The sequence below is a fragment of the Nocardia transvalensis genome (genome assembly GCF_015477765.1).
Lineage (GTDB): Bacteria > Actinomycetota > Actinomycetes > Mycobacteriales > Mycobacteriaceae > Nocardia > Nocardia transvalensis_A.
This window is the reverse complement of sequence record NZ_JADLQQ010000007.1, coordinates 244,191-270,469: the sequence shown is the minus strand read 5'-3', so window position 1 is coordinate 270,469 and position 26,279 is coordinate 244,191. Positions and strand designations below refer to the sequence as shown.

At 69.4% G+C, this 26,279-nt stretch carries 27 protein-coding genes; 20 read left to right on the top strand and 7 right to left on the bottom strand.

Annotated elements, in window-relative coordinates; genetic code table 11:
• Positions 1-420, top strand: coding sequence for a nuclear transport factor 2 family protein (locus IU452_RS22045; RefSeq protein ID WP_228818515.1), 420 nt, complete (start codon positions 1-3; stop codon positions 418-420).
• On the opposite strand, the gene IU452_RS22040 is transcribed toward IU452_RS22045, so the two are convergent.
• Positions 404-1,867, bottom strand: a complete 1,464-nt coding sequence (locus IU452_RS22040; RefSeq protein ID WP_195111019.1) for a dihydroorotase — start codon at positions 1,865-1,867, stop codon at positions 404-406. The two genes, IU452_RS22045 and IU452_RS22040, sit on opposite strands and share 17 nt — an antisense overlap.
• 137 nt (positions 1,868-2,004) lie before the next feature.
• Between IU452_RS22040 and IU452_RS22035 the strand changes: the two genes are divergently transcribed.
• The 3 genes from IU452_RS22035 to IU452_RS22025 are packed head-to-tail and all read left to right on the top strand — an operon-like array spanning position 2,005 to position 5,431.
• Positions 2,005-3,192, top strand: coding sequence for a CaiB/BaiF CoA transferase family protein (locus IU452_RS22035; protein ID WP_195111018.1), 1,188 nt, complete (start codon positions 2,005-2,007; stop codon positions 3,190-3,192).
• Positions 3,189-4,001, top strand: a complete 813-nt coding sequence (locus tag IU452_RS22030) for a cyclase family protein (RefSeq protein ID WP_195111017.1) — start codon at positions 3,189-3,191, stop codon at positions 3,999-4,001. The genes IU452_RS22035 and IU452_RS22030 overlap by 4 nt, the downstream gene beginning before the upstream one ends.
• Positions 3,998-5,431 (top strand): MmgE/PrpD family protein, encoded by a 1,434-nt coding sequence (locus IU452_RS22025; protein ID WP_195111016.1) that lies wholly within the window; start codon positions 3,998-4,000, stop codon positions 5,429-5,431. Before IU452_RS22030 ends, IU452_RS22025 begins: the two co-directional genes overlap by 4 nt.
• A 22-nt stretch (positions 5,432-5,453) precedes the next feature.
• On the opposite strand, the gene IU452_RS22020 is transcribed toward IU452_RS22025, so the two are convergent.
• Positions 5,454-6,359 carry a hydroxymethylglutaryl-CoA lyase gene (locus IU452_RS22020; RefSeq protein WP_195111015.1) on the bottom strand — a complete coding sequence of 302 codons (906 nt, stop codon included), beginning with the start codon at positions 6,357-6,359 and terminating at the stop codon, positions 5,454-5,456.
• A gap of 119 nt (positions 6,360-6,478) precedes the next feature.
• Here IU452_RS22020 and IU452_RS22015 point away from each other — a divergent pair, with 119 nt between their 5' ends.
• From IU452_RS22015 to IU452_RS22005, 3 genes are read left to right on the top strand one after another with little or no spacing between them, the layout of a single operon-like run.
• Positions 6,479-7,684 (top strand): CaiB/BaiF CoA transferase family protein, encoded by a 1,206-nt coding sequence (locus IU452_RS22015; RefSeq protein WP_195111014.1) that lies wholly within the window; start codon positions 6,479-6,481, stop codon positions 7,682-7,684.
• A gap of 11 nt (positions 7,685-7,695) precedes the next feature.
• Positions 7,696-8,313 (top strand): isochorismatase family protein, encoded by a 618-nt coding sequence (locus IU452_RS22010; RefSeq protein WP_195111013.1) that lies wholly within the window; start codon positions 7,696-7,698, stop codon positions 8,311-8,313.
• Between the two features lie 31 nt (positions 8,314-8,344).
• Positions 8,345-9,052 carry a hypothetical protein gene (locus IU452_RS22005; protein ID WP_195111012.1) on the top strand — a complete coding sequence of 236 codons (708 nt, stop codon included), beginning with the start codon at positions 8,345-8,347 and terminating at the stop codon, positions 9,050-9,052.
• A 4-nt stretch (positions 9,053-9,056) separates the two neighbouring features.
• On the opposite strand, the gene IU452_RS22000 is transcribed toward IU452_RS22005, so the two are convergent.
• Entirely contained in the window at positions 9,057-9,842 is a 786-nt protein-coding gene (locus IU452_RS22000) for an IclR family transcriptional regulator (RefSeq protein WP_324192746.1), read from the bottom strand.
• 161 nt (positions 9,843-10,003) lie between these two features.
• On the opposite strand from IU452_RS22000, the gene IU452_RS21995 reads away from it, so the two are divergent.
• From IU452_RS21995 to IU452_RS21975, 5 genes are read left to right on the top strand one after another with little or no spacing between them, the layout of a single operon-like run.
• Positions 10,004-10,486, top strand: coding sequence for a flavin reductase family protein (locus IU452_RS21995; RefSeq protein ID WP_195111011.1), 483 nt, complete (start codon positions 10,004-10,006; stop codon positions 10,484-10,486).
• The gene (locus IU452_RS21990; RefSeq protein WP_228818514.1) at positions 10,483-11,754 is read left to right on the top strand and encodes an acyl-CoA dehydrogenase family protein; all 1,272 of its coding nucleotides are present in this window, start codon (positions 10,483-10,485) and stop codon (positions 11,752-11,754) included. Before IU452_RS21995 ends, IU452_RS21990 begins: the two co-directional genes overlap by 4 nt.
• A complete protein-coding gene (locus IU452_RS21985; protein ID WP_195111010.1) occupies positions 11,751-13,136 on the top strand; it encodes an aldehyde dehydrogenase family protein in 1,386 nt (461 codons plus the stop codon). The genes IU452_RS21990 and IU452_RS21985 overlap by 4 nt, the downstream gene beginning before the upstream one ends.
• Positions 13,133-14,275 (top strand): FAD-dependent oxidoreductase, encoded by a 1,143-nt coding sequence (locus tag IU452_RS21980; RefSeq protein ID WP_195111009.1) that lies wholly within the window; start codon positions 13,133-13,135, stop codon positions 14,273-14,275. Before IU452_RS21985 ends, IU452_RS21980 begins: the two co-directional genes overlap by 4 nt.
• Positions 14,272-15,702: an aldehyde dehydrogenase family protein gene (locus IU452_RS21975; RefSeq protein ID WP_195111008.1), complete on the top strand. Its 1,431-nt coding sequence runs from the start codon at positions 14,272-14,274 to the stop codon at positions 15,700-15,702. The genes IU452_RS21980 and IU452_RS21975 overlap by 4 nt, the downstream gene beginning before the upstream one ends.
• On the opposite strand, the gene IU452_RS21970 is transcribed toward IU452_RS21975, so the two are convergent.
• From IU452_RS21970 to IU452_RS21955, 4 genes are all read right to left on the bottom strand, one after another.
• A complete protein-coding gene (locus tag IU452_RS21970; RefSeq protein ID WP_195111007.1) occupies positions 15,681-15,995 on the bottom strand; it encodes a Dabb family protein in 315 nt (104 codons plus the stop codon). The two genes, IU452_RS21975 and IU452_RS21970, sit on opposite strands and share 22 nt — an antisense overlap.
• Positions 15,992-16,567, bottom strand: a complete 576-nt coding sequence (locus tag IU452_RS21965) for a neocarzinostatin apoprotein domain-containing protein (RefSeq protein ID WP_195111006.1) — start codon at positions 16,565-16,567, stop codon at positions 15,992-15,994. The genes IU452_RS21970 and IU452_RS21965 overlap by 4 nt, the downstream gene beginning before the upstream one ends.
• Before the next feature lie 68 nt (positions 16,568-16,635).
• Complete coding sequence (locus IU452_RS21960) at positions 16,636-17,226, bottom strand: neocarzinostatin apoprotein domain-containing protein (protein WP_195111005.1); 591 nt, start codon at positions 17,224-17,226, stop codon at positions 16,636-16,638.
• Positions 17,223-18,371 (bottom strand): hypothetical protein, encoded by a 1,149-nt coding sequence (locus IU452_RS21955; RefSeq protein ID WP_195111004.1) that lies wholly within the window; start codon positions 18,369-18,371, stop codon positions 17,223-17,225. Before IU452_RS21955 ends, IU452_RS21960 begins: the two co-directional genes overlap by 4 nt.
• 256 nt (positions 18,372-18,627) lie before the next feature.
• Here IU452_RS21955 and IU452_RS21950 point away from each other — a divergent pair, with 256 nt between their 5' ends.
• Genes IU452_RS21950 through IU452_RS21915 form a run of 8 tightly spaced genes read left to right on the top strand, consistent with a single transcriptional unit; the run spans position 18,628 to position 26,270 of the window.
• Positions 18,628-20,244: a nitrilase-related carbon-nitrogen hydrolase gene (locus IU452_RS21950; protein WP_195111003.1), complete on the top strand. Its 1,617-nt coding sequence runs from the start codon at positions 18,628-18,630 to the stop codon at positions 20,242-20,244.
• Positions 20,241-21,050, top strand: a complete 810-nt coding sequence (locus IU452_RS21945; protein ID WP_195111002.1) for an oxidoreductase — start codon at positions 20,241-20,243, stop codon at positions 21,048-21,050. The genes IU452_RS21950 and IU452_RS21945 overlap by 4 nt, the downstream gene beginning before the upstream one ends.
• Before the next feature lie 19 nt (positions 21,051-21,069).
• Positions 21,070-22,011 carry an alpha/beta hydrolase family protein gene (locus IU452_RS21940; RefSeq protein ID WP_195111001.1) on the top strand — a complete coding sequence of 314 codons (942 nt, stop codon included), beginning with the start codon at positions 21,070-21,072 and terminating at the stop codon, positions 22,009-22,011.
• A gap of 15 nt (positions 22,012-22,026) precedes the next feature.
• Positions 22,027-23,145, top strand: coding sequence for an aromatic ring-hydroxylating oxygenase subunit alpha (locus tag IU452_RS21935; RefSeq protein WP_195111000.1), 1,119 nt, complete (start codon positions 22,027-22,029; stop codon positions 23,143-23,145).
• A complete protein-coding gene (locus IU452_RS21930) occupies positions 23,142-23,831 on the top strand; it encodes a hypothetical protein (protein WP_195110999.1) in 690 nt (229 codons plus the stop codon). Before IU452_RS21935 ends, IU452_RS21930 begins: the two co-directional genes overlap by 4 nt.
• Positions 23,828-24,748 carry a hypothetical protein gene (locus tag IU452_RS21925; RefSeq protein ID WP_195110998.1) on the top strand — a complete coding sequence of 307 codons (921 nt, stop codon included), beginning with the start codon at positions 23,828-23,830 and terminating at the stop codon, positions 24,746-24,748. The genes IU452_RS21930 and IU452_RS21925 overlap by 4 nt, the downstream gene beginning before the upstream one ends.
• A complete protein-coding gene (locus tag IU452_RS21920; protein WP_195110997.1) occupies positions 24,745-25,527 on the top strand; it encodes an SDR family oxidoreductase in 783 nt (260 codons plus the stop codon). Before IU452_RS21925 ends, IU452_RS21920 begins: the two co-directional genes overlap by 4 nt.
• Entirely contained in the window at positions 25,527-26,270 is a 744-nt protein-coding gene (locus tag IU452_RS21915) for an arylmalonate decarboxylase (protein WP_195110996.1), read from the top strand. The genes IU452_RS21920 and IU452_RS21915 overlap by 1 nt, the downstream gene beginning before the upstream one ends.
• The last annotated feature ends 9 nt before the right edge of the window (positions 26,271-26,279 follow it).

The window sequence follows — 26,279 nt, the reverse complement described above, 5'->3', positions numbered from 1 at the left end:
ATGCCTCCCCCACCGACCGCCGCGGGCCGCAACGAGGCCGTCGAACGCGAGATCATCCGCAGAAGTGACGAGTGGGCGGCCGCCATCGTCGCCAACGACGCCGACGCCCTGGCCGAGTTCGTCTCCGACGATTGGGTTTTCGTCACCGACCGCGGCATCTCCCCGGGCTCGGAGTTTCTCGACCTGGTCCGCGCGGGTACGCTCACCCACTCCGCCATGGCCCGAATCGGCGAGCCACGCATCCGCATCTACGGCGACACCGCGGTCTGCACCGCCCGTGTCACCAACACCGCGCACTACGCCGGTCGACGACATGACGCCGAGGAATGGACCACCGACGTCTTCGTCCAACGGGACGGCAAGTGGGTCTGCGTCCTCACCCAACTCACCTCGACCCGACTACCTATGGTGTCGGCATGACCGGCCGGCGGCGCAGGTAGCGGCCGAGTGGTGGGGCGTCGATCTTGCCCGAGCGCAGGATCCGACGGCCGCGGAGGAATACGTCGGTGACCCGGGCGGTCATCTCGAAGCCCTCGAACGGGCTGTATTCCTGGGCGGATTCGGAATCGGCGGCGCGCACTGTCCAGTGCGCGTCGGGGTCGACCAGCACGATGTCGGCGTCGTAGCCGGGCGCGATATCCCCCTTGGTCGCCAGCCCGTAGCGGCGGGCCGGATTCCGGGAGGTGAGAGCCGCGATCCGAGACAGCGCCAGACCGCGGGTGCGGGCCGCGCCGACCAGGCCGGGCAGCAGGTACTCGGCACCACCGAAGCCGGACCTGGCGGCGAAGACATCCTCGCGATCGGTCCCGAACTTCTGCTCCTCGCGGCAGCATGCGTGATCGCTGACCACCCAGTCGATCTCACCGGCCACGAGGTGACCCCATAGGGCCTCCACATCGGCGCGCTCGCGCAACGGCGGATTCACCTTGCCGCCGAGGCCGTGCGCGGTGTCGACATCGGCGAGCAGGTGGCCGATGGTCACCTCGCGCCGAAAGTCGATGTGCGGGAACGCTCGTGCCATCGTCAGCGCCGCCGACACCGCCTTGGCCGATGACAGGTGCAGCAGATTGATCGCGGGCAGCCCGGTCTCGTGAGCGAGGTAGGCGGCGATGGTGATCGCCAAGCCCTCCGAATGCGGTGGCCGCGAGGCGCTGTAGGCGCGCAGCCCCGTCAGTGTCCGATCCCGCTCCACCAGGGCCGTGTAGGCGGCCATGATCTCGGCGGTCTCACAGTGCAGCGACAGCGAGATGCCTGGGCCGTAGCGTTCCCGGGCGCGCTGCACGCCGCGCATGACGAATTCGAAATGCGCCAGATCGTAGCGCTCACCCGGCGGCAGCATGAGGAAGTCGGACTGATCCGCAGACCGTCCGTGCAGCCCGTGCCCGCCGTAGAACATGAAGATCTTGAACGAGGTGATGCCGAATTCCTCGACGAGATAAGGAATTTCCTCGATATGTCCGGCGGTCATCGGCGCCAGATGCAGCGCGTGATCGATGTAGGCGCGCCCGCGCATCCGCTCGAGCACCTCCGGCACGAAATCCCGATACGGTCCGCCCCGATCGAGGTAGTAGCGGCCGGTCCGCATATAGGTCAGCGACGTGGTGACCCCGCCCTGCGCACAGGCGCGGCTCTCGCTCTCGGTGTCATCACCGAGGTCGTGGTAGATACCCCAATGCTGATGGGCATCAACCACACCCGGAAAGGCCAGCAGGCCCTCGGCGTCCACCACTCGTGCACCGGGCGCCGAGAGGTTCGGCCCCACTGCCACGATGGCGCCGTCGGCCAGGGCGATATCGGCCGGGTCGGCCGAACCTCCCTCGGGTCGCACCACGCGGGCATTCCGGATCAGCAGGTCGGTCGCCACCATGGCTTCCCCAGTTTCTCTGTGCGAAACAACTTCAACCAATTCTGCGATCCTCGCAGTAGGATGCGCTGATAGTCAACGTATAGCCCCGCCACAGTGTTTCGTTCAGAGAAACGACCAGGGTGAGAAGGAGTTGCGCCATGACCGATGCGCTGGCCGGTATCCGGGTGCTGGATGCGGCGACATTGTTCGCCGGGCCACTGGCGGCCACCCTGCTCGCCGATTTCGGCGCCGAGGTCATCAAGGTCGAGCATCCGCGCGGCGATCCGGCACGCGGCCACGGACCACACCGCGATGGGACCGGGCTGTGGTGGAAGATGCTGGGCCGCAACAAGAAATCTGTCACCCTGTATCTGGGCGACCCGCAGGGGCAGCAGATCTTCCGGCGCATGGCGGCCGATGCCGACGTGGTGATCGAGAACTTCCGGCCGGGCACACTCGAGCGCTGGGGGCTGGGTTACCCCGTTCTGCGCGAGGTGAATCCGCGCCTGATACTGGCCCGGGTCACAGGTTTCGGCCAGACCGGACCGTATGCGCGGCGGCCGGGCTTCGGCACGCTCGCCGAGGCGATGAGCGGGTTCGCAGCGATGACCGGCGAACCGGACGGCCCGCCGACGCTGCCGCCGTTCGGCCTGGCCGACGGCGTGGCGGCGCTGACGACGGCCTTCGCAATCGTGGCGGCGCTGCGGGCGCGCGAGCGCGACGGGGTGGGACAGCAACTGGATCTGGCGATCATCGAGCCGATTCTGACCCTGCTGGGTCCGCATCTGATCGCCTATGACCAGCTGGGCGAGCTGCCGCAGCGGCTGGGCAATCGGTCGTCGAACAATGCGCCGCGCAATGTGTACCGCACCGGCGACGGTGGCTGGGTGGCGGTGTCGACCAGCGCCGAATCCATTGCGGCCCGGGTGATGCAGCTGGTCGGGCGGCCGGAGCTGATCGACGAGCCGTGGTTCGCCACCGGCACCGGCCGGGCCGCGCACGCCGACGAACTCGACGGCGCGGTGGCCGGGTGGATCGCCGCGCGCGGAACCGACGAGGTGGTGCGCGAATTCGACAAGGCCGAGGCGGCGGTGGCGCCGATCTACACCGCCGCCGATATCTTCGCCGATCCCCAATATCAAGCACTGGGCACGATCGCCGCGGTGCCCGACGACGAGCTGGGACAGGTGCGCATGCAGAACGTGCTGTTCCGGATGTCCGAAACGCCGGGCCGGATCCGCTGGGCCGGTCCCCCGCTGGGCGCCCATACCGCGGAGGTGCTGGGGCGCTATGGCGTCGGCGAGGTCGATCTGGCCGAGCTGCGGGCGGCGGGAGTGGTGCGATGAGCGACCCGTTGCTGGCGGCGGTGCGGGCCGGGGTGCGGCTGATCGAATTGGGCCAGCCCTTCTTCACCGGAATGCCGTGCTCGCCGAACCATCCCGGCTTTCGCATGACCTTGGCGCGCCGGCACGGCGATGCGGTGCGCCCGGACGGCGGGTCGGCGGCCAACGAGGTCATCGTCACCGGCGGGCATGTCGGCACCCATATCGACGCGCTCAGCCATGTCAGTCAGGACGGGCGGCTGCACGGCGGTGTGGACGCCTACCGGGCACAGCGCGGCGGTGCGTTCACCGCGCACGGCGCCGAGCACCTGCCCGCCCTCCTCTGTCGCGGTGTGCTGCTGGATGTCGCGCGGGTGCACGGTGTCGATGTGCTGCCGGGCGGTTACGAGATCACCGTGGAGGATCTGCGGCGCGCGGCGCAGTCGGCCGGTGTGACAGTCGAACCGGGCGATGTGGTGCTGATCCGTACCGGGTGGGCCCGTCGGTTCGGCGATGCCGGAGCCTACCTCGGCCAGGAGTACGGCGTCCCGGGGATCGGAGTCGACGCGGCGAAGTGGCTTGCCGCTCAGGACATCCGCGCGACCGGAGCGGATACAACCGCCTACGAATGCATTTCGCCGGGGGCCGGGCACCGGGTGCTGCCGGTGCATCGGGTGTTGCTGGTGGAATCGGGTATCCACATCCTCGAACATCTGGCGCTGGACGAGCTGTCCGAATCCGGGACGACGGAATTCGTCTTCGTGCTGGCGCCGCTGCGGATAGTCGGCGCCACCGGATCGCCGGTGCGGCCGGTCGCGGCGGTGAGCCGATGAGCGGGCCGACAGTGGTCGGGCGCCTGGCCGCATTCGCCGAGACGGCCCGCGCCCGCGGCATCGGCACCGAACTGCGGACGGATGCGGCACGGCGGGTATTGGATGTGCTCGGCAACAGCATCGCCGCGCTGGATCTGGCACCCGCCACCGCGGTCCGGACGTTGCTGAGCGAATGGGGCGGGCGAGAACAGGCCACCGCGTTCGGCTCACCGGCTCGCGTGCCCGCCCCGAATGCGGCGCTGCTGGGCGGAACCCTGGCGCACGCCTTGGACTTCGACGACACCCATCTCCCCTCGGTGCTGCACCCGTCCGCCTCGGTGGTTCCGGCGGCCCTGGCCGTCGCCGAGGCCCGCCGGGCCGATGGCGCGGCCCTGCTCGATGCCGTCGGCGTCGGAATCGAGATCACGGTCCGGCTCGGCATGGCCGGTTACGATGCGGCGCTGAGGAATTCGGTGTTCTTCGAACGCGGCCTGCACGCCACCGCCATCTGCGGGGCCGTCGGCGGCGCGGCGGCGGCAGCCCTGCTCTCCGGGCTGGACGCCACCGGGACCGCCCACGCCATGGCGATCGCCGCGAGTATGGGCTCGGGCCTGCTCGAGGCCAATCGCACCGGCGGCACGGTCAAACGGGTGCATTGCGGGTGGGCCGCCCATGCCGCCGTCACCGCCGCCGGGTTGGCCCGCGCCGGGCTCACCGGGCCACCGACGGCCATCGAGGGCAGATTCGGTCTGCTGCAAGCCTTCTGCGGCGAGCGCGGCCACATCGGCGCCGTCACCGAAGGACTCGCAGTGGACTGGGAGCTGCCCAAGATCTTCTTCAAACCGTATCCCTGCAATCACTTCACGCACGCGGGGATCGACGCCGCCTTGCGATTGCGGGCGCGCGGCATCGGCCCGGACGACATCGCCGAGCTGGAACTGGGTGCGCCGACTGCCGCGCTCCGCACGATCGCCGAACCGGCCGCGGCCAAGGCGAATCCCGAGTCCGGTTACCACGCGGCGTTTTCGGGCCCTTATACGATCGCCGCCGCGCTCTCGGGGGGCGGCGGGCTCGGAGTATTCCACGAGGACTTCACCGACCGGGCCGCGCGCGATCCCCAGCGCCTACGACTGGCCGCCATGGTGCGCTGCGTCCCGGACCCGCACTGCGACAGCCTCTTTCCGCACCAGTTCCCCGCCGTGCTCACCGCCCGCCTCCACGACGGCCACACGATAACCGAACGCGTCGACGAAAACCGCGGCGGCCCCGGCAATCCCCTCTCCACCGAGGAACTCGCGACCAAGTTCCGCCTCAACGTCGCAGGGCATCTCGAACCTGACCGGGCCGATGCCCTCGCCGACACCGTCGCGGACTTGGCCGCACTGGACACCCTCGACCCGCTGCTCACCCCTCTCCGGCACGCCACCACGAACAACGTTGCGCGCGGGTAAACATCCTGCGGTGTCGATACGGTCACGTACCGACCGGTGCGGCAGGAAAGACACCCGCGCGACCGAGCAGCGCGGGCACCTGCTTGCCCAGCATGGCACCCAGCCACCGGCCCGTCTCGATCACGCGCGCGAGGTCCACACCCGTCGTGACACCCATCCGGTCGAGGGCATAGAGCAGGTCCTCGGTGGCGATATTGCCGGTGGCCGCCGGAGCGAACGGGCAGCCGCCGATGCCGCCGGTGCTGGCATCCAGCACGTGCGCGCCCGCGTCCAGGGCGGCGAGGGCGTTCGCGTAGCCGGTGTTACGGGTGTTGTGGAAATGACAGCGCACCAACGCCTTCGGCGCCGCGGCGCGAATCGCGGCAACCAGACGCCGCACTCGGTCGGGGGTGCCGACACCGATGGTGTCCGCCAGGGCGATCTCGTCGGGCGCCGCGGCGGCCACACGCTGCACCAGGTCGACCACCCGCTGCTCGGGCACCTCGCCCTCGAAGGGACAGCCGAATGCCGCCGCGATCGTGACCGTGCGCCACAATCCGGCCGCGGCACCCCGTTCGGCCAGCGCCGCCCAGCGCGCGACGCCCTCCGCCGTGGTACATCCCTGGTTGCGGCGGCTGAGGGTATCGGTGGACACCACCACCACATTGATCTCGCCCACCCCGGCCGCCACCGCTCGATCCAGTCCGCGCTCGGTGAAAACCAGTCCCGCATAGGAGATGCCGTGACCGCGCGGGACCGCGGCGAGCACGGCCTCGGCGTCGGCCATCTGCGGCACCCTGGCCGGGTTGACGAAACTCACCGCCTCGATGCGTCGTATCCCGGCGTCGATGCTGCGCCGGATCAATTCGACCTTGACATCGGTGGGCACGATCTCCGGTTCGTTCTGCAGGCCGTCCCGGGGAGCGACCTCGACCAGCGCTACCTTCACGAATCCTCCTCGGGCCCGGGCGATCTTGTTGCTCGTTTCGCATTGGGATACATTGTATCCATTCTCGCGGTGGCCGGTGCGGCCCGGCACCGAAGTCGGCACGGAATGGAGTGCACCCCATGACCGAGGAGACGACAGGCCCGCTGACGGGTCTGCGGGTGATCGAGATGGGCCAACTGCTGGCGGGCCCGTTCTGCGGTCAACTGCTGGGCGACCTGGGTGCCGAGGTGATCAAACTGGAGGCACCCGGCCAGGGCGACCCGATGCGCGAATGGGGACGGGAGAAGCCCTACGGCCGCTCACTCTGGTGGCCCGTGGTGGCGCGCAACAAGAAATCGGTGACCTGCAATCTGCGCGACGGCGAGGGTCAGCGGCTGGCGCGCGCACTCATCGCCCGCTCCGATATCGTCGTCGAGAATTTCCGCCCGGGCACGCTGGAACGCTGGGACCTGGGCTACGACACTCTGCGCGCCGACAACGAAGGCCTGATCCTGGTGCGGGTTACCGGGTACGGCCAGAGCGGCCCATACGCGCCTCGCGCGGGTTACGGCTCCATCGGGGAGGCGATGGGCGGAATCCGGTATGTCACCGGCGATCCTCGGCATCCGCCCGCGAGAACCGGTATCTCCCTGGGTGATTCGCTGGCGGCGGTGTTCGCGACGATCGGCGCGCTGGCTGCCCTGCACCATCGCCGCAGCACCGGCCGCGGCCAGATTGTGGACTCGGCCATCTACGAGGCGGTGCTCGCGATGATGGAATCGCTGCTGCCGGAGTGGGGCGTGACCGGATACCAACGCGAGCGCACCGGCGCGGTGCTGCCGAACGTCTCCCCCAGCAATGCGTATCCGACCGCCGACGGCGAGATGATCCTCATAGCCGCCAACCAGGACAGCGTCTTCGCCCGCCTGGCCACCGCCATGGGCCGCCCCGAGCTGACCGGCGCCGAACGGTTCGCCACCCATCCCGCGCGTGGGGAGAATATGGCCGAACTCGACGACATCATCGCCGATTGGACCAGATCCCAGGGTGCCGAGCCGCTGCTGGCGGCGCTGCACGCCGCCGGGGTGCCCGCTGGCCGCATCTACACCGCGCGCGACATGTTCGCCGACCCGCATTTCGCCGCCCGCGACGCCATCATCCGGCTCGCCCACCCCGAATTCGGCGAAATCCCCATGCAGAACGTCTTTCCCAAGCTGAGCGAGACTCCCGGCAGCGTGCGCCACCCGGGCCCCGAGCTCGGCGAGCACACCGCCGAGGTGTATCGCGGCCTCCTCGGTCTGGATGAACCGCGACTGGCTCGACTAGCCGAAAAGGGCATCATCTGAAGGGGTTTCGCGTGCACGACCTGACCGAGGACTATCGCGCCCACGGCTTCGCCGCCGACCTCGGCGTCGGCGAGCGTCCCGCGGTGCTCGTAGTCGACATCTGCGCCGCCTACCTCACCGACGGCTCGCCGCTACGGGCACCGGTCGAGCGGGCGGTGCGGGCGGCGGCGAGGCTGGTCGCCCGGGCCCGTGCGAGCGGACGTCCGGTGCTGTTCACCCGCGTGAGTTACCGCCCCGGCACCACCGACGGCGGCCTGTTCCGGCGCAAGGTGCCCGCGCTGCGGGTGTTCGAGGAGGGCAACCCGCTCGGCGCATTTCTCACCGACCCCGCGCCGCGACCGGACGAGGTGGTGGTCACCAAGCAGTACGCCAGCGCTTTCCACGGCACGTCGCTGGCCGCCACCCTGACCGCTCAGCGAATCGACACCGTGCTGCTGGCCGGGCTCACCACCAGCGGCTGTGTTCGCGCCACCGCCACCGACGCCATCCAGCACGGGTTCCGGCCAGTGGTCGTGGCCGACGCCTGCGGCGACCGTGACCCGCGCCTGCACGCGGCCAATCTGCTCGACCTGGGTGCGAAATATGCCGATGTGCTCGACCTGGACGCCGCGCTGCGCGTACTGAGCTGACACGTATTCCCGAACGAGACAAGGGGTTTGGATGGGCGCGCACCCGCACGGCTGGTGGATCCTGCTGCATCTGGTGTTGTTCGTGTTCTGGCTGGGCGGCGATCTCGGGGTGTTCTACTCCAGTAGGTTCGTCATCAATCCGGCACTCACTCCGGGCGCGCGGTCCACTGCGCTGGCCATCATGAGCGGGCTGGACCTGGGGCCGAAGATCTGCCTGGTGCTGTTCCTGCCCAGCGGCCTGACCCTGATGGCATTGGCGCCGCACGGCGCACACCTGTTCGGAATCGCCTTGTTCCCCGGGTGGTTCGTGGCGCTGGTGTGGGTGTTCGCGGCGGTGTGGCTGGCCCTCACCGTGGTCGCGCATCGTGCACACGGCCGGTTCCCGCTGGTGACGCGCGCCGATCTGGCAGTGCGGCTGGCGGTGATCGCCGGGATGGCCGCCTCGGGACTCTATGCGCTGGTCGCCACCGAACCGTTCGGTGTCACCACCGACCCGCGGTGGCTCGGCGGCAAGATTCTGCTCTATGGCGCCGCCATCGCGGCCGGGCTCGGTATCCGAATAACCTTGCGGCCCTTCGGTCCTGCCTTCGGCCGTCTGATGACCGGCGACTCCGACGACGGGATGGAACACACGCTGCGGCGCAGCGTGAACGGCTGCCTGCCCTACGTCTGGGTGATCTGGGGCAGTGTGCTGGCCGCCGCCGCACTGGGGGTGCTCAAACCGGGAGCGGACCTGTGAGACGTCAACCGGTGTAACCCAATTGCGCCGACAATGCGCCGGATGCCTTGAGCAGCATGGGCACATACTCCTGCATGTGCGGCTCGAACCGGGGCAGGGGCCCGCATACACTGATGGCCGCCACCACCCCGCCGTCGTGATCGAGAATCGGCGCCGCGATCGAGGCCGCCCCGATCTGCCTCTCCCCCAACGACACCGCGTAACCGCGCTCACGGATCGCCTTCAGCTCCGTGCGCAACTTGCGCGGCTTGGTGATGGTGGCGTCGGTGAGCGGGGTCAGCTCGTGGCGATCCAGATAATCGTCGACCTCCTCGGCGCGCAGGAAGGCCAGGATCGCCTTGGAGGAGCTGCCCGCATGCAGCGGATACGGCTGCCCCAGCGCCACCTCCATCCGCAATTCCTGGTCCGGCACAACCTGATCCGCGTACATGCGGGTATCGCCGCGGCGAATCGACAGGGTCGCGGTCTCCCCCGTCACCGCGGCCAGCCGGCGCAGCTCCGGCGCCGCCATCACCCGCAGATCGGTGCGCGCCAGATAGGCGCGGCCCAGCGCGATGGCGGCGTGCCCGAGCGCGTAGCGGCGGGTGGTGGGCTCCAGGACGATGAGATCCCGGCTGCGCAGCGCGGTAAGGATGCGGTGCACCGCCGCCTTGGTGATGCCGAGTTCGGTGGCGATCTCGGTGACGCCGAGATCGGGGCGGCCGCTGCGGCCGAACAGCAGCAACACATCCATCGCCCGCTCGACCGCGGCGATCGAGCGACTCTGGCTGTCGGATTCGGTTTCGGGCACGCGGCCAGTGTAGGCGGGGGATTTCCCGATGGGAAACACCATCCCCGCTGGCCCGCCCCCGAATCCCCCTTGCCCCACCATCCGAATCCCCTTGCGAAGCAATGGGGATAGCCGTTACCTTGTGCGTAACAGCGTTTCCACTAACGAAACGGAGGTGGGCCGTGGATGCGCACCATCTCCGCACGGTGTTGGCGCAGTGGGCCTCGGGTGTGGTCGTGGTGACCACGACCACACCCGACGGCGGTCGCCACGGCATGACGGCGAGTTCGTTCACCAGTGTGGCGCTGGATCCCCCACTGGTCTCGGTCTGCCTGCTGTCGACGGGCACGACCGGCCGATTCGTCAGGGCCAGCGGGGTTTTCGCGGTCAATGTGCTCGGCTGTGATCAGGAGGAGATCGGCCGCCGCTTCGCCGACCGCGGCGGCGACGCGAACCGTTTCGCACTGGGCCGCTGGCATCGCGCAAGGACCGGTGCGCCGGTTCTCGCCGACGCGGTGGCCTGGCTGGACTGCGCGGTCGCGGCCCGCTACCCGGCCGGGGATCACACCATCGTGCTGGGCCTGGTCCGCGAGGCCGCCGCGCCGCGCCCGGCCGCCCCGCTCATTTATCACGACCGCACCTATTACGAGGGGATTGCCCGATGATCGGTGAACAGCTCGTCGAGGACATGACCGACGCCGAACGCGAACGGGCCGAACGGGTCGAGGCCGTGCTACCGCAACTGCGGGCGGCGGCCGAGGAGGCCGACCGCACCGCCACCTTCCCGCCCGCGCACGTGGCTTTGCTGCGCGAGGCGGGCCTGCTGGGCCTGGTCGTCCCGGAGAAATTCGGCGGGCTCGGCGGGACGTTGCGCGACCTGGCCGCGGCCACCTTCGCGATGGGCACCGCCTGCCCGTCCACGGCGTTGGCCTATTTCTTCCACAACACCAGCGCCTCGCGCGGGCTGCTGCCGTTGGAGGCCATCGATGCCGGGCTGTTCACCGACGACGAGGTACCGGCGGTGCGCGCATTCGCGGAGAAGGTGCTCACCCGGATGGCGGGCGGGGCGTGGCTGGCGAATTTCGCCTCGGAGTCGGTGAAGACGGAGAAGGCCAACATCACCATCGCCACCACCGCCCGCAAGGTCGACGGCGGCTGGATCCTGCAGGGCGAGAAGTCCTTCGGCTGCGCCACCGGCGTCGCCGACTACTACCTGACCTCGGCGCGGCTGGAAAACTACGACACGGCAGAGGGTTTGGCGACGTTCTTCGTGCCGCGGGAGGTGCGCGGGGTGAGCGTGCGGGCACCGTGGGACGGGCTGGGCATGCGTGCCACCGCGAATAACGGTATCCGCCTGGAGGAGGTGTTCGTGCCCGACGACGAGGCGCTCACGATTCCCGGCGCCTTCACCAAGATGTTGCGCATGAGCCGAGGCTCGTTCGTCGGCAATCAGCTGGCCATCGCCGCGGTCTACACCGGCTGCGCGCAGCGCGTCTACGACGAGACCCTGGCCGCGACGACCACGAAGACATTCGCCGACACCGGCAGGCCGATCGCGTCCTCGCCGGTGCATCAGGTGCTCCTCGGCGAGATGACCCGGCAGTTGCGCACCGCCTATCTGTGGTTGCGCTATCAGCTCGCGATCGAGACCGCCGAGCCGCCGATCAAACCGAAGGACGAGGTGTTCACGCAGTGGCGGCTCGGTAAGGGCGCGGTGACCGAGGCCTGTTTCCAGGTCGCTCTCACCGCGTTCAAGGCCGGTGGCACGTCGGCGGCGGCGATGAACGGCGTGGCCGGGCGGGCACTGCGGGATCTGGCGATGGGTCTGGTGATGACCTTTCCCGCCGAACGCGGCATGCTGGAGGTGGCCCGCATCGTGACCGACGCGAAGGCCAACGAATTGTTCACCACCGCACCGGAGTCGGCCCGATGAGTATCGAATTACCCCGTCTCGCCGATCTGGTCGACGGGCAGTGGGGAACACCGACGGTAGATCTCGGTGTGCGGCTGGAGGATCCGGCCACCGGCGCGGAGGTGGCAGCGGCGATGGCCACGTCCTCGAGTCGCATCGATGAGGCGATCGCGGTGGCCGACAGGGCATCCGGTGACGTCGCGCCCGACATTCTCGACGGCATCGCCGAGGATCTGGAGGGGCACCTGGAACGGATCGCCGCTCTGGATGCCGCGGCCACCGGCGTGCCGATCACCCAGACCCGGCTGCTGGCCGCGCTCGTGACCGCGTCGTTCCGGTTGGCGGCCGGGCAGCTTCGCGCCGGTGCCCGGCGCGCGGATCGCGAGGGCGTGCAGGTGCATCGGCTGCCGCTGGGCCCGGCGCTGTGCCTGGTGCCGTGGAATGCGCCCGCCCCGATGGCCGCGCACAAGGTCGCCAGTGCGCTGGCCGCGGGCTGCCCGGTGATTCTCAAGGTGAGCGAGCTGGCGCCGCACAGCGCGATCGTGCTGGCCGAGGTCGTCGCGCAGCGGGTGCCGCCGGGCATGTTCCAGCTCGTGCAGGGCGGGGCCGCGGCCGGTGCCCAGCTGGTGTCCGACCCGCGGATCAAGGCGGTGTCGTTCACCGGCGGGCTGGCCGGGGGCCGGTCGGTGGCGACCGTGTCGGCGCCGCTGCTGCGCCCGTGCCAGCTCGAGTTGGGCGGCAACAATCCGCTGCTCGTGCTGCCCGACGCCGACCTCGACACCGCCGCGCACATGGCCGCCGATCTGCTGACCACCCTCAACGGGCAGTGGTGCCGGGCGCTGGGCAGGCTGCTGGTACCGGCCGGGCGGGCCATGGAAGTGGTCGCGGCGATCGGTCGGCGGCTGGAAGCGTTGCGGATGGGCCCACCGCTGGACCCGGAGACGGAATTCGGGCCGCTGATCCACTCCCGGCACGCGCGCACCGTACGCGCAGCATGTGGGCCAGGGCATCGATCCTTCGGTGCCACACCGGAATCCGGCAACTATGTCGCGCCCACGCTGCTGGCGAATGACCTCTCCGAGGAGATGTTCGGCCCGGTCGCGGGCGTGGTCGCCTACGAGACCGTCGAGCAGGCTATCCACCTGGCCAATGCCGTCCCCTACGGCCTCGAGGGCTATGTGTGCGGCACCGACGAAGAGGCGGCTCTGGCTGTGGCACAACGCATTCGAGCCGGTGAGGTGAAGGTGAACGGGTCCGCCGTCACGAGCCTGCACATGATGACGCCGCGTCCGGCGTGGGGGGTGTCCGGACTCGGCGAGGAGGGAACCGCGGAGACATTGCGGTTCTTCACCGGGGCGCGGGTGGTCGGCGTCGAGGGGCGGTTCGCCCTGCACGGTTCATGACGCACGTGATCGTGGCCGGTGCGGGACCGGTCGGGCTCACCGCCGCGCTCACCCTGGCCCGGCGTGGTGTGGGAGTGACGGTCCTGGAACAGGGCGCCGAGTTGGCGAGCGAATCGCGGGCCTCCACCTTCCATCCCCCGACGTTGGAGATGCTGCAGCGGCTGGGCGTGCTGCAGGCCCTGCTGGACCGGGGAATCGTGGCATCGACCTTTCAATATCGCGAACGCCGCGGTGGGGTGGTCGCGACCCTGGATCTGAGCGTGCTCGCCGCGGACACCCCGTTCCCCTATCGCGTGCAATGTGAGCAGAGCAAGCTCACACCGATTCTGTTGAGTACCTTGCCCGAGCACGCAGAGGTGCGGTTCGGGCACCGAGTCGAGGATGTGCGGGCGGACGCGGACGGCATCGACGTGCGGACGTCGCGGGGCACGGTGCGAGCGGAGTGGCTGCTCGCCGCCGATGGCGCCCATTCCGCGGTGCGGCACGCGATCGGCGCGGGATTCGACGGCCGCACGTATCCCGAACGATTCCTCGTCGCCTCCGTCGACGAGGACCTCACCGCCGCCCTGCCCGGAATCGCCCCGATCAATTACGTGTTCGACCCCACGGAATGGCTCGTGCTGCTGCGCACCCCCGAACACTGGCGCGTACTGCTCCCGACACCCGACCGAACCTCCGACGACGACGAATTGCGCAGGCTGCCGAACCGATTGGACTCCGTCGCCCGCCTCGGCAGGCCGTGGCGTCTGCGCCACGCGACCCTCTACCGGGTGCATCAGCGGGTCACCGAGCGATTCCGCATCGGCCGCGTCCTGCTGATGGGCGACGCGGCGCATGTGAACAACCCGCTCGGCGGCCTCGGCATGAACAGCGGCATCCACGACGCGGTGGCCCTGGCGACCGCGCTGGCCGATGTCCTCGACGGCGCACCGGAATCCGTGCTCGACGCCGCCGCCGAGCACCGCCGCCGGGTGGCCGTCGATCACGTTCAGCGCACCAGCCACGCCAACTACACCCGCCTGCGGGGCAACGCCGACGAATTCCGAGACCAAGTGCGCCACTTGGCCGCCGACCCGGACGCTGCCCGCGCCTATCTGCGTCGCGCCTGTCTCATCGACTCACTCCGGACGACATCATGACTGCGACGACGCGGATCGAGCGGGAGAATCCCGCCCACCCCCTCGACATCGTCGGGAGCGTGCCGGTAACCGGGCCTGAACAGGTGGACGAGGTGGTGCGGGCCGCGCACGGGTGGTTTCGTGACTGGTCGGCGCGGCCGATCGCCGTGCGGTTGCGCGCGCTGCTGGACGCCGCGGATGCGCTGGATACCGAGCGCGGCGACCTGGCGGTGTTGCTCGCGCGGGAGTCGGGCAAACCGGTGGCCGACTGCCGCGGTGAGATAGCCTTCGCGGCAACGTATCTGCGGTGGGTCTGCGACCACGCCCCGCAGGTGTGCGCGAGCACCGTCGTCGACGACCGGCACGGGCGTATGGCGCTGTCGCCGAGACCGTTCGGTGTAGTCGCGGCCATCACCCCGTGGAACGCGCCGATCATTCTGTCGATGCTCAAGCTCGCACCCGCCCTGGCCGCTGGAAACACCGTGGTGCTCAAGCCTTCTCCGCTGGCTCCGCTCGCGGTGACCCGTGCCGCGCAGCTGCTGCCCGCGGTGGCGGTGATGCACGGCGGACCGGACTCTGTCCGTGCGCTCGTCTCCCATCCGCTGGTCCGCAAGGTCGCCTTCACCGGCGGCGAGCAGGCCGGAGGGAGTATCGCCGCGACGGCGGGACAAGCGATCACGCCGGTGCTGCTCGAGCTCGGCGGTAACGATCCCGCTGTCTTCCTCGACGATTTCGCGCTGATGCCCGCCGATTACGAGCGGCTCGTCCTCGCGTCGTTCGCCACCTCGGGTCAGGTGTGCATGGCGGCTAAACGGCTGTACGTGCCGCACCGGCGCGCCGAGGAGTTCATCGAGGCCTATCTCGCTGCCGCACAGCGCATCCTGACCGTCGGCGATCCGACCGACGAGGCGGTGACGATGGGCCCGGTGGTGACACGTGCCGCCGCGGACCGGGTGTCGGCCCTGATCGCCGACGCGCGCCGGCGCCGGGCACGGATCATCCGGTTGGCGAACAGCCCCGGCGGGGAGGGCTATTTCGTCGATCCGGTGCTCGCGGTGCATCTGCCCGACGATGCGGATCTGGTGCGCCGCGAGCAGTTCGGCCCCGCCGTGCCCCTGCTCACCTACCGCGACGAGAACGACGCCGTCGCTCGCGCCAACGACAGCGACCTGGGCTTGGCTGCGTCGGTGTGGTCGGCCGACGAGGACCGTGCCTTCGCCCTCGCCGCCCGCCTCGAGGCCGGTTTCACCTTCGTCAACACCCACAACCGGACCGGTATGAGCCTGCGGGCCCCCTTCGGCGGAACCAAGCGCAGCGGCTTCGGCCGCGAATACGCCGAAGAGGGCCTGCGCGAATACCTCCAGACCACCGTCGTCCATGCCCCGGCCGCCTTCCGCCCGGGCGGCCAGGGCATGTCCGCCCGCGCCTACCCCACCGGCTCCGCCTGAGCGCCGGCCTCGCTCGTGTAATCCACCACGGCTCGCGCCGCCAGGCGCGGCACCAACCACGCGGCGACCTCCCGGTGCGCCGGATGATGTTGGTAGTCGGTCAGTTCCATGGCCGAGTCGTGGGTCGTGGTCAGGCACAGGTCATACGACACGTCGGTGCCGAGTTCGTCGAGGGCGACGTGCAGGGAACGGATGTGCGGCACCGAGTCGGTCAGACCGCCGAGCAGGTCGGCGGCCTGCTTCGCGTCGGCGCGGTCGTGAAATTTCATCAGCACGACGTGCGTGAGGGTCATCGTGTTCCTCCCCGGCGACGCACGAGCCACGCGACGATCACGCCGATCACGACCAGCGCGGCCACCACGATGCCGATCACGAGAGCGGTGTTGCCGGAGTCGTCGGAGCTCGAACTCGCTTCCACTTCCGGTGCTTTCGTGACCGCGTCGGCCTTCGCGAAGGTCAGCGGCACCGAGGTGAGAATGTTGCCGGGGTTGGTGAGGCTGGTCACGGCGAGTGTGCAAGCCCCGGAAGCGGCGGTGCAGTCGACCCCGCCAACCGATGCCACCAGTGTCACCGTGTTATTGCCGCTCATCGACCGCCACACCCCCTGGGCGTCGGCGTTTCCGAGCACCGACCCCGTCAGATTGCAGTCACCTGGCGCCATTATCCGGGGTTTGCATTGTCCGACGGCCACCTGAGCCAGATTGGGTGGCAGACCATCGAGGGTCACCGTGATGACCTGCCCCACGCTCACGGCGTCGGTCGTGCTGGGGTGCAGGGTCGGCGCGGCGGCGGCGAGCGGAGCGGCGGTCACGAGGGCGATCGCCCCGGCCCAGCCGAGGACTGTCCGTGCGATTGTGCGTCTCATCGTGATCATCCGCACGCCGACGTCGGGATAGAGCGAAACATGTTTTCCTCCTGAGTTTTTCACTTCGGTCACCGGGTACGCCGACGGTCGGCGAGGGCGGCACCGGCGACGAGCACCAGCACCGCGAGGGTCACCGACCACAGCACGGTCGACGGCCCGCCCGTATCGTTCGCCGGAGCGGATGCGGTGGCCGGGGGCGCGGTAGTGGCTGCGGGCGCTTGCGAGCCGACGAAAGTCACCGGTACGGCCGCGGAGTTCGCGGCGATGACCGCTGCGGGCTCGGTGCCGGGCAGGGGCGCAGCCGCGACCACGCATCGCTGGCGCAGGCAGTCGATCGACTTGAAGCGCGGGTGCGCGGTGAGCGTGACGGCGGGGAAGGTGCCGTCGTCGTCGATATTGACGAAGGTGGCGCCGCCGTCGAGATCGCAGTCGGTCAGGCCGTTGCTGAATCCTTCGCGGCACAGGCCCACGGCGACCGCTGCCAGCCCGGGACGAAATCCGCTGCCGTTCACGGTGATACGCTGCCCGTCCTGCAGGTCGCTACTCGCACTGACCGACAACGCGGCAGTGTTCTCCGGGACCGCCAGGGCAGGGGCCGAGGTCAGCAAGGCGGTCGCGCAAGCCAGAATCGGTGCGAGCCGGTAGGTGGTTACCTTCACAATGCGACCTCCGCAACGACAGTTCCGGTCGAACCTGCACGGCGATTGCCTATCCGGGCGGCTCGACTGACTGGCAGAGCGCACGCGAGCACCGGGAACGCAAGCAGCGTCACGGCGGTCCCGGTACCGAACCAGAGACCCAGTGCCGCCGCTCCCCCGAGCCCGGCCAAGCCCCCGATCGCCGTCGCCAACGCCGTGGCCGCCGAAATCCGCACGTTCGGTATCGGATTCGCGCCGAGAGCGGCGTCATCCAGGGTCGCGAGCAGTCGGGTGGCGGCGGTAAGAGTCACGGCCGAGCCGATCACGCTGGTCCACACGCCGGGCGCGGTAGCGATCAGCAGCGCTCCCCCGGCCGTCAGAATCGCCAGGGGCGCAACGGCTTCGGCTGTCCGCCGGGGTAAGACCAGCACCGCGGCCGGTGCGATGGCCATCGCCAGCCACCGCCACTGCTCGTCGTCGAGCACGTTCCAGCGAAACAACAACAGGTGCAGTGCCGGAAAGACGGTGCCACCGAGGGCGAGTCCCGCACCCACATAGCCCAGCAGCATCGGCCGTGGCAACCCCGCGGGACCGGGCCGAGAATGTCGCGGCACCGTCCAGGAGTGGACCCCGCGCACGCCTGCCGATACGGACACCACCCCCGCCACCAGGACCGCGCAGGCAATGACAATCAGTGCAGTACGCGGCTTTTGGGCCCACGCACCGGCGGCGAGGGCACCTCCTGCCGCGCCCACGGCCACCGCCGCATACCACGCACCGACTCCACCCGCCCGCACCGCGACGAGGGCACGCCCGGCCACCCATAACGGACCCGCCGCCGCACCGGCGATCAGCACACCACTGGTGAATGACCACACGTCGGGCATCGCACCGGCGATCGCGAGACCCGCGCCCGCGACGACCACGCACGTACCGGATGCCAGGCGAGATATACCGCGCGGCAACCGAAGACAGGCCGCCACACCCACGCAACCGACCACCAGCGCCGCCAGCATCACGTATCGCATCACCGGGCTGGGCACACCGAACTCCCCGGCCAGAGGCTTGGTCAGCAGTACCAGCACGCTCCCGGCCATCGGGCCCGCCGCAACCCCGGCGAGGACAGCCGCCCAGCCGGATACGGCCGAACCATCGCGGTTGCCCATGACCACCTCCAGCGCATGTTTCCCTATAGGAAACACAGTTTCGCAGTTGCCCTATTGAACCCGCGCCCACTGGCCCCGTCAAGACGAAACGAGCCGTAACCACCTGGCAATGCGCGGGATTCACCGATCGTCACGACAGCGGCATGAAATATCGGCGATCGCTGGACAGATCGCCGCCCGGGGGTACAGAATCACGACTATTGGAAACGACGTTTCGTTGTACGAAACGCGCCGCAGACTGTGAGGAGGCGAGTCGATGCCCCGGGTCGCGGCCGCGCAACTCGCCGCGGGAACCGATGTCGAGGCCAATCTCGAGACCTGCCTCCGACTGATCGACGCCGCCGCCGAGGCGGGTGCCGAGCTACTGGTGCTGCCGGAGTTCTGTAATCACCTATCGTGGTATGCCGACCGCGCCCATGCGCACAGAATGGCCTGCCGGAGCGGGGATTTCTTCCTCACCGCGATCGCCGAACGCGCCGGACGCCACCGCATGTTCGTCAAGATCGGTGTGACACTGGCCCGCTCGGACGGGCGCACGACCGGCACCGGCCTGCTGTTCGGCCCGGACGGTCGCCTGCTGGGTGAGTCGGACAAGCAGATCCTGATGGGCGCGGAGAACGACTATCTCGATCCGGGCCTCACCGACTCGCCGGTCATCGCCACGCCCGTGGGGCGCCTCGGCATGTACGCCTGCATGGAGGGCGTGATCTGCGAGGTCCCCCGATCGCTGGCGGTGCGCGGCGCGCAGGTGCTGCTCAACAGCCTCAATTCGTTCGCCACCGATGAGGCGAGCCTGCACATTCCGGTGCGTGCGGCCGAGAACAAGGTGTGGGTGGTGGCCGCGAACAAGGTCGGCCCGCTGCTGCCGGCCGCACAGCTGCCGGAGATCGCCGCACGACTCGGCATGTCGCCGAACAGATTGCACGGTGCCGGGGAGAGCCGAATCGTGGCCCCGGACGGCACCGTCGTCGCGAAGGCCCCCGCGACCGGGGAGGCGATCACGGTCACCGACATCGATATCGCCCGCGCCGACGACAAACGGCGGCCCGACGGCACCGATGTGCTGGCCGCCCGCCGACCGGTCTTGTATCGACCGCTGGCCGAACGCGCCCGCCGACGGGCTGCCGCCGGTGCGGAATCGGTGCCCGTCGCCGTGGTCGCCCCCGATGCCGGACTGGTGAAGGAGGCGGTCGCCACCGGAGCGCAGCTGATCGTGCTGCCCGAACTCGCCCCCGTCCCGATCGCCGATATCGTTGCCGCACTGCAGGGTTCGGCGGCGCACGCGGTACTGACCGTCCGCGACGGCGAGCGGCACACGGGCGTGCTGGTCACCGCGGCGGGTGTCGCGGGGTCGCAGGATCAGCTGCATCGCACCGAACGTCACCCCTGGTTGCGGGAATTGGGTACCGGGCTCACCGTATTCGCTCTGCCGTGGGGGCGGCTGGCCGTCGTGGTGGGTGACGACGCCCTGTTTCCCGAGACGTTCCGGCTGGCGGCTCTGGCCGACGCCGACGTGGCAGCGGTCTGCTGCAGCCCGGCCGAACCGTGGGAGACGGCGCTCGGCCTGCCGGAACGGGCGGCGGAGAACCGGCTCAACCTGGTGGTGGCCGGGCTCGACGCCACCGGTGGATTGACCGGCGCGGTGCACGCCCTCAGCCCCGATTTCACGCTGTGGACCGCCTGGCAGGGCCCGTTCACGGGCGTGATCAGTCACCCGATCAGTACCGGCGTCCCGCCCGGCGCGACGTGCGTGCACGCCGATGTCCGTCCGTCCCAAGCGATGAACCGCGCGGTGTCCAGGGGTACCGATCTGGTCGCCGACCGTCCCCGAGCGGCGGGCGAAACCTTGACCGGAGAACTGGAGCACCGATGAGCGAAACCGTGCAGCACGTGGAGCAGATGGTCGATGCCACCGCCCGCGCCGACGTCACCGATACCTTCGAGGAGTGGCAGCAGTTGCTTGCCGCCCTGAAGACCCGCATCGACGACCGTTTCGAGTTGCGGCGCGATCCGGCCACCGAGGATCTGGAATCCTACGGCGATCCCGAACAGGGCCCATCGGGCCGGTTGGCCGCCTACTCCGGACCGGAGATCGACTGGCTGGTGCACTCCTGGATCGGCGATCCCCGCACCGGTTTCGTCAATATGCACCTGACGGCCTGGCTGGGCCCGCAGATCCGGGTGCCGCATCTGGGGTGCGCACTGCTGCTGTGGCCGGAGGGCTGGTTCTATGTCGATGCGATCCCCCGGGCCGACCTGATCGGCGAGGCCGACTACTACGACCGCTACTACGCCGACGCCGACGAACCGTGGCTGGCGTTCAAGGCCGATCACCCGGATTTCACCTGGTTCACCAGCCGGACCGGATTCATCCGGGCCAGCCTGTCCCCCACCGCCTACTGCTATTCGTTCCCCCCGACCCGCCCGAATCTCGACACCGTGGCGGATCTGCTGCACGCCAGGGTCGATCAGTGGCTCGGCTGGGTCGACGAGGCCGAACCCGTTGCCGCCGAGGATCGGCCGCGCCTGGCGGCCCGGGATCTGGCGATCCGCCGCAATATCGCCGAGCGTGACCCGGCGAATGCGATGGGCCGCCGCATGTTCGGCGACGACCTGACCGACCGGCTGGTGCGCGGCCTCTGGGGCGGCGACCGAGAACTGCCCAGACCCTCGGCATGAGGCCGCGGAAGGACACGGTATGAGTATTGTTCGCTCCCTGTGGTGGTCGGTCCGCACCGACGGCACGGCCCCCTTCGACACCGCTCACCTCAAGGTCTACTACCCGGCCGCGGTCTCCGGTGACGACAACGAAAGGCTCACCGGCGTTTTCGCCGCCGACCCGGCGCGTGCGCCGTATCCGGTCGTGCTGTTCCTGTCCGGGGTGAACGTCGCCCAGGACTGCTACCGCCGGTTCGCGACCGCGCTCACCGAATCCGGCATGGTGGTGGTCACCTTCGATCGCGTGGCCGAATTGTTCGGCGGCCAACTGGGGCTCACGCCCGGCGTCGATCTCGAGGCGGCCACGCCCGCCACGTACGGCACCAGACCGACCTGCCCGACCATCGGCGCCGTGCTCGAGGGCCTGGCCGAGCTCAACGACCGAGCGCCGCTGCGGAACGCGCTCGATCTGAACCGCCTCGCCCTGGGTGGCCATTCGGCGGGCGGCACCGTCGTGTTGCAGTCGGCGCGGTTCTTCCCGTCGGTGCGTGCGGTTTTCGCCTGGGGCGCGCACACCATGGTCGCGACCATGCTCGGCTGGGATCCCGGCACCGTCGTGCCCGCGCAGGTCGCCTGCCCGGTGCTGCTGGGCGTCGGCACCAATGACGGCGTCATCCAGGGCAGTGCGGACCGCTACGGCGAGGACGCCGACCGGCCGGATCCCGTGGCCCGCACCTTCGCCGAAGCGCTGCCCGACGGTGAGCATCTGCTGGCCGTGGTGCCCGGTGCCAACCATTTCGGGATCGCCGATGCGGACCCCACGGCCGCCCGTGCCTTCCTCGACGGCCCGGCCGAGGCGCCCGCACTGGCGTCGGTCGCGCGGCTGACATCGGCGTTTCTGCGCACGCATCTGCTCGGTTCGCCGTCCGCGCGTGCGGAGCTCGACGCCTTCGACGACGGCGTGCTGCTGAAGCGGCGATAGCAGAAAGATCGATCGATGCTGAAAAACTTCTGGTACGCACTGGAATTCGCCGACCGGGTGGGCCGCGCTCCCCGGAAGGTGACCTGTCTGGGACAGGATTTCGTGCTGTACCGAACGCAGGACGGCGCACCGGTGTGCCTGTCGGATCTGTGCGTACACCGCGGCGGCGCGCTGTCGATGGGGAAGGTGACCGGCGACTGCATCGCCTGCCCCTATCACGGCTGGCAGTACGACGCGGCCGGGGTGTGCGTGAAGATTCCCGCCAACGCGCCCGAACGCAGCATTCCGCGGAAGGCGCGAGTGGACGCGTACCCAACCCTCGAGCGCCACGGCATGGTGTGGGCGTTCCTCGGCGACGCACCCGAGGAGCAACGGCCGCCGATCCCCGACATCCCGCAGCACCTGGATCCGACGTTCCGGGCCGTGCAGTTCGAGATGGAGATCGACGCCAACTACGAACGCTCGCTGGAGAATGTCGTCGACGCGGCGCATACGCCGTTCGTGCACGGCACCGCCTTCGGCAATCCGGACAAGCCGGAAATCCAGGATTTCCGGGTGCAACAGACCGACTGGTCTGCGGAGGCGGACATTCAGCTGAGCACGCCGCCGCCGAAGGGTTTGTGGAGCCTGCTGTGGAAGCAGCGCCGGGCCGAGTATCTGACCGTCACCAACGGCTGGTATCTGCCGAATCTGGTGAAGCTGCACGTGCGGCTGCCGGTCGGCGACCTGGTGCTCTACGACTTCAATATTCCGCTCTCGCCGGATCGCACCCTGGTGAAGATCCTCGGCTTCCGCAACTTCTTCACCGGTGCGTGGGCAGATGGCAACACCCGCAAGCGGATTCGCAAGATCCTGCTGCAGGACCGGCCGGTGGTGGAGTCGCAGCGCCCCGAACTGCTGCCGTTCGATCTGTCCGACGAACTGCATGTGCGCAGCGACGCCCTGCAGGTCGCCTATCGCCGCCGCCGTGCCCAGCTCGTGAAGGAGGGCTGGTGGGTCGGCGGGGACGACATCATCACCGGTGATGCGCCGCGGCGCACCGCCACCGTCATCGCCTCGCCCGCGCGCCACGACGATCCGGAGTTGGCCGGGGCGTGGGTGCACAAGGCCCGCATCGGAGGTCGACCGCAATGAGCCTGCCCGCCGCGCTCTGCGAGCACACCCTGCAAACACTCACCTCCGCACTGGGTTTGGAGACCGTCGAGGATGTCACGCTGACCGGCGCCGCGTCACCCGACCCCGTGGGCCGGCTGCGGGTGTTTCGGGGCGGCCCGATCGATAAGGCCGTCACCGTCGATCTGGTGGTGCCGCCGATCGGACTGGACAGCCATATGATCTTCGCATTCCTGCCGCCCGGCAGCGCGGTCCCACATTTCACCCTGGACTCGGTGCACGCCGCCGATCATCTGGCGATGCACCTGGACCTCATCCCCCGCGTCGATCTGGCCGTGCACCTGGACTATCTGGACGCGGCATTCCTTCCGCTCACTCCCCTGTTGGAGGCGGCTTGGAGGATCGAGGGCATAGCACCGGCCGCCATCGGGCCCCGGCAGCGGGCCATGATGTCGCCGTGGATGGTGGTGTGCCGCGCCACCGAGGCGGCGTTCCGCGAGCTCGGTCCCACGGTGGACGCATACCTGCGGCATTGGCTTTCCCTGGTGGACAAGGGCGTTCCGTCCGTGGACATCGATCTCGCCGCGCGTGACCGCGCCAATCGGGCGAATCTGTTCAGCCCGCAAGTGGATCCGGTGTGGGCGCAGGTGACCCGGCTGGTGGGACCCGAGCAGTCCGGGCGCGTCCGCAGGGAGTTGGTGTCATGACCGCCTCCCCCGCGCCCAGCGGCTTCCAGCAGCGCATCCAGGGCGAATGGGTCGGCCGCCCTTCGCTGTTCGATGCCGAGGGGGCCTGGCTCGGATTCGAGGACATCCGCCGCTCCTCGGTCTTCGACAACGGCACCACCACCTACTACATGAACGGCGGACTCACCGGCGGCGGACCGCTGGCCGCCCGATTCACCCTGGGCGCCCCCTTCGCCTTCGGCGTCCTCGACTCCGACGTCGACCGCATCTACACCGGGCCCGACTTCTACGGCTCCGGCCAGCCGTACGGCGCGTTCGTCGACGCCCACTATTACGGGCCCGGCTGGCAGGTCTCGCTCAACACCTGGAACCACACCATCGGCGACACCCAGGTCTATTCCTCGGTACTGCACCAGGGCCCGGCCCTCATCGGCGTGTTCAACGGTGTCTACACCCGTGACCCGGAGCTGGTCGAGCAGCGCATCGAAACCGAGACGCGCTGTGGCCCTGCCCCTTTCATTCTTCCGACCAAAGACGACTGCCGCTATCGTGGCGAACTCGAGGTGTGGTCGGCGGCCCAGAAACCGCTCGGCAATACGACCATCACCCTCGACATCGCTCCGCTGAGCCTGCTCACCGCCGAGCACGGCATCCTGCTCTCGGGCGCACTGGATTCGGACGTTCGCGCCACCGTCCGCCGAGACGGCCCACGCAGCTTCCACGAGGGCCCCGACGTGTGGGGCAACGCCACCGCCTTCGGCCGCGCCAACTATCCCCGCCTGCACCTGACCGACGGCCGCCGCCTGCTCGGCCGCGAATTCATGATCGACGCCCGACCCGGCATGGGCGCGGGCGCCACCCTGGCGGTGGTCTACCAACTGTTCGAGCACAACCGCCTCACGGCCGTGCTGCACGGCATCATGGAGCGTGAGCGATGAGCACGGTCGTGATTACCGGCGGGACCAGGGGTATCGGACTGGGCATCGCCCGTGCGCTACTCGAGCGAGGCCATCGGGTTGCGGTGTGCGGTAGGGATTCCGAGCGCGTCGCGAAGGTGGCCGCCGACCTGCCCGAGGCGGGGCTGGCCGTCACCACCGATGTCGCCGATCGCACCGCCGTGCAGGCGCTGTGGGATGCGGCGGCCGAGCGGTTCGGCGGCATCGACGTCTGGATCAACAATGCCGGTGTCACCCACGATCGACTGCCGTTGTGGCGGCTGCCGGACGACGAGGTGCGGAAGGTGTTCGACACCAATGTGATCGGCGTGGTCAACGGCTGCGCGGTCGCGCTGAGCGGCATGGCGGCCGCGGGGCACGGGCACGTCTGGAATATGGAGGGCCTGGGCAGCGACGGGCGCTCGGTGACGGGGCTGGTCGCCTATGGGGCAAGCAAGCGGGCGGTCACCTATCTGACCGAGGCGCTCGCGACGGAGGTCCCGGCGGGAGTGTCGGTCGGGCTGCTCAGCCCCGGCATGGTGACCACCGATCTACTCACCCACGGTTACTCCGACCCGGCCGAACTCGCCAAGGCGCGCAGGGTTTTCGAGATCCTCGCCGACCGCGTCGACACCGTTGCCCCGTGGCTGGCCGAGCGCGCCGTCTCGCAGACCCGCAACGGTGCCCACGTGCGCTGGCTCACCACCCCGAAAGTGCTCGGCCGCTTCGCACTCGCCCCGGTGCGGAAGCGAAATATCTTCGACGACAAGGAGCCCCACTGATGCCTGACGTGCTCGGCTGGCGAGCCAAATTCGGGGTGCTGGCCCCGTCCACCAACACCGTGGTCGAACCGGACTTCGCCCGCATGGGCGTGCCCGGCGTGACCGCACACTTCGGCCGTATCCACATTCGCGATCAGAACATGAGCGACGACGCGGGAATGGGGCGGCTGCTGGAGCAGATCCGCGCCGAGATCGCCGCCGCCTGCGCGCGAGTACTCACCTGCGAACCCGACTACATGGTCATGGGCATGTCCGCGGAGACCTTCTGGGGCGGGATGGCGGGAAATCAGCGGTTCGTGCGGCAGATCGAAGAGCTGTCCGGGCTGCGGGTGGCCACCGGCGCCGAGGCATGCCGGCGCGCGCTCGAACTCCATGGTGCGAAACGGATCGGCGTGGTCACCCCGTATCAGCCGGTCGGTGACGAGAACGTGGTGCGGTTCTTCGGCGAACTCGGGTTCGACGTGAAATCCATCAAGGGCCTGTGCTGTCCGACCGCGGTGTCCATCGCCCACGTCTCCGAGGACGAATTGCGGGCCGCGCTGCGGGAGGTCGACGGTGACGGGGTCGACGCGCTGGTGCAGTGCGGCACGAACCTGTCGATGGTCCGCCTGGCCGACGAGGCCGAACGCTGGATGGGCAAGCCGGTGATCGCCATCAACGCCGCCACCTGGTGGATGGCCCTACGCGACAACGGCATCGACGACCGCGTCGACGGCGCGGGCACCCTACTGCGCGAGCACTGAAGGCGGGGC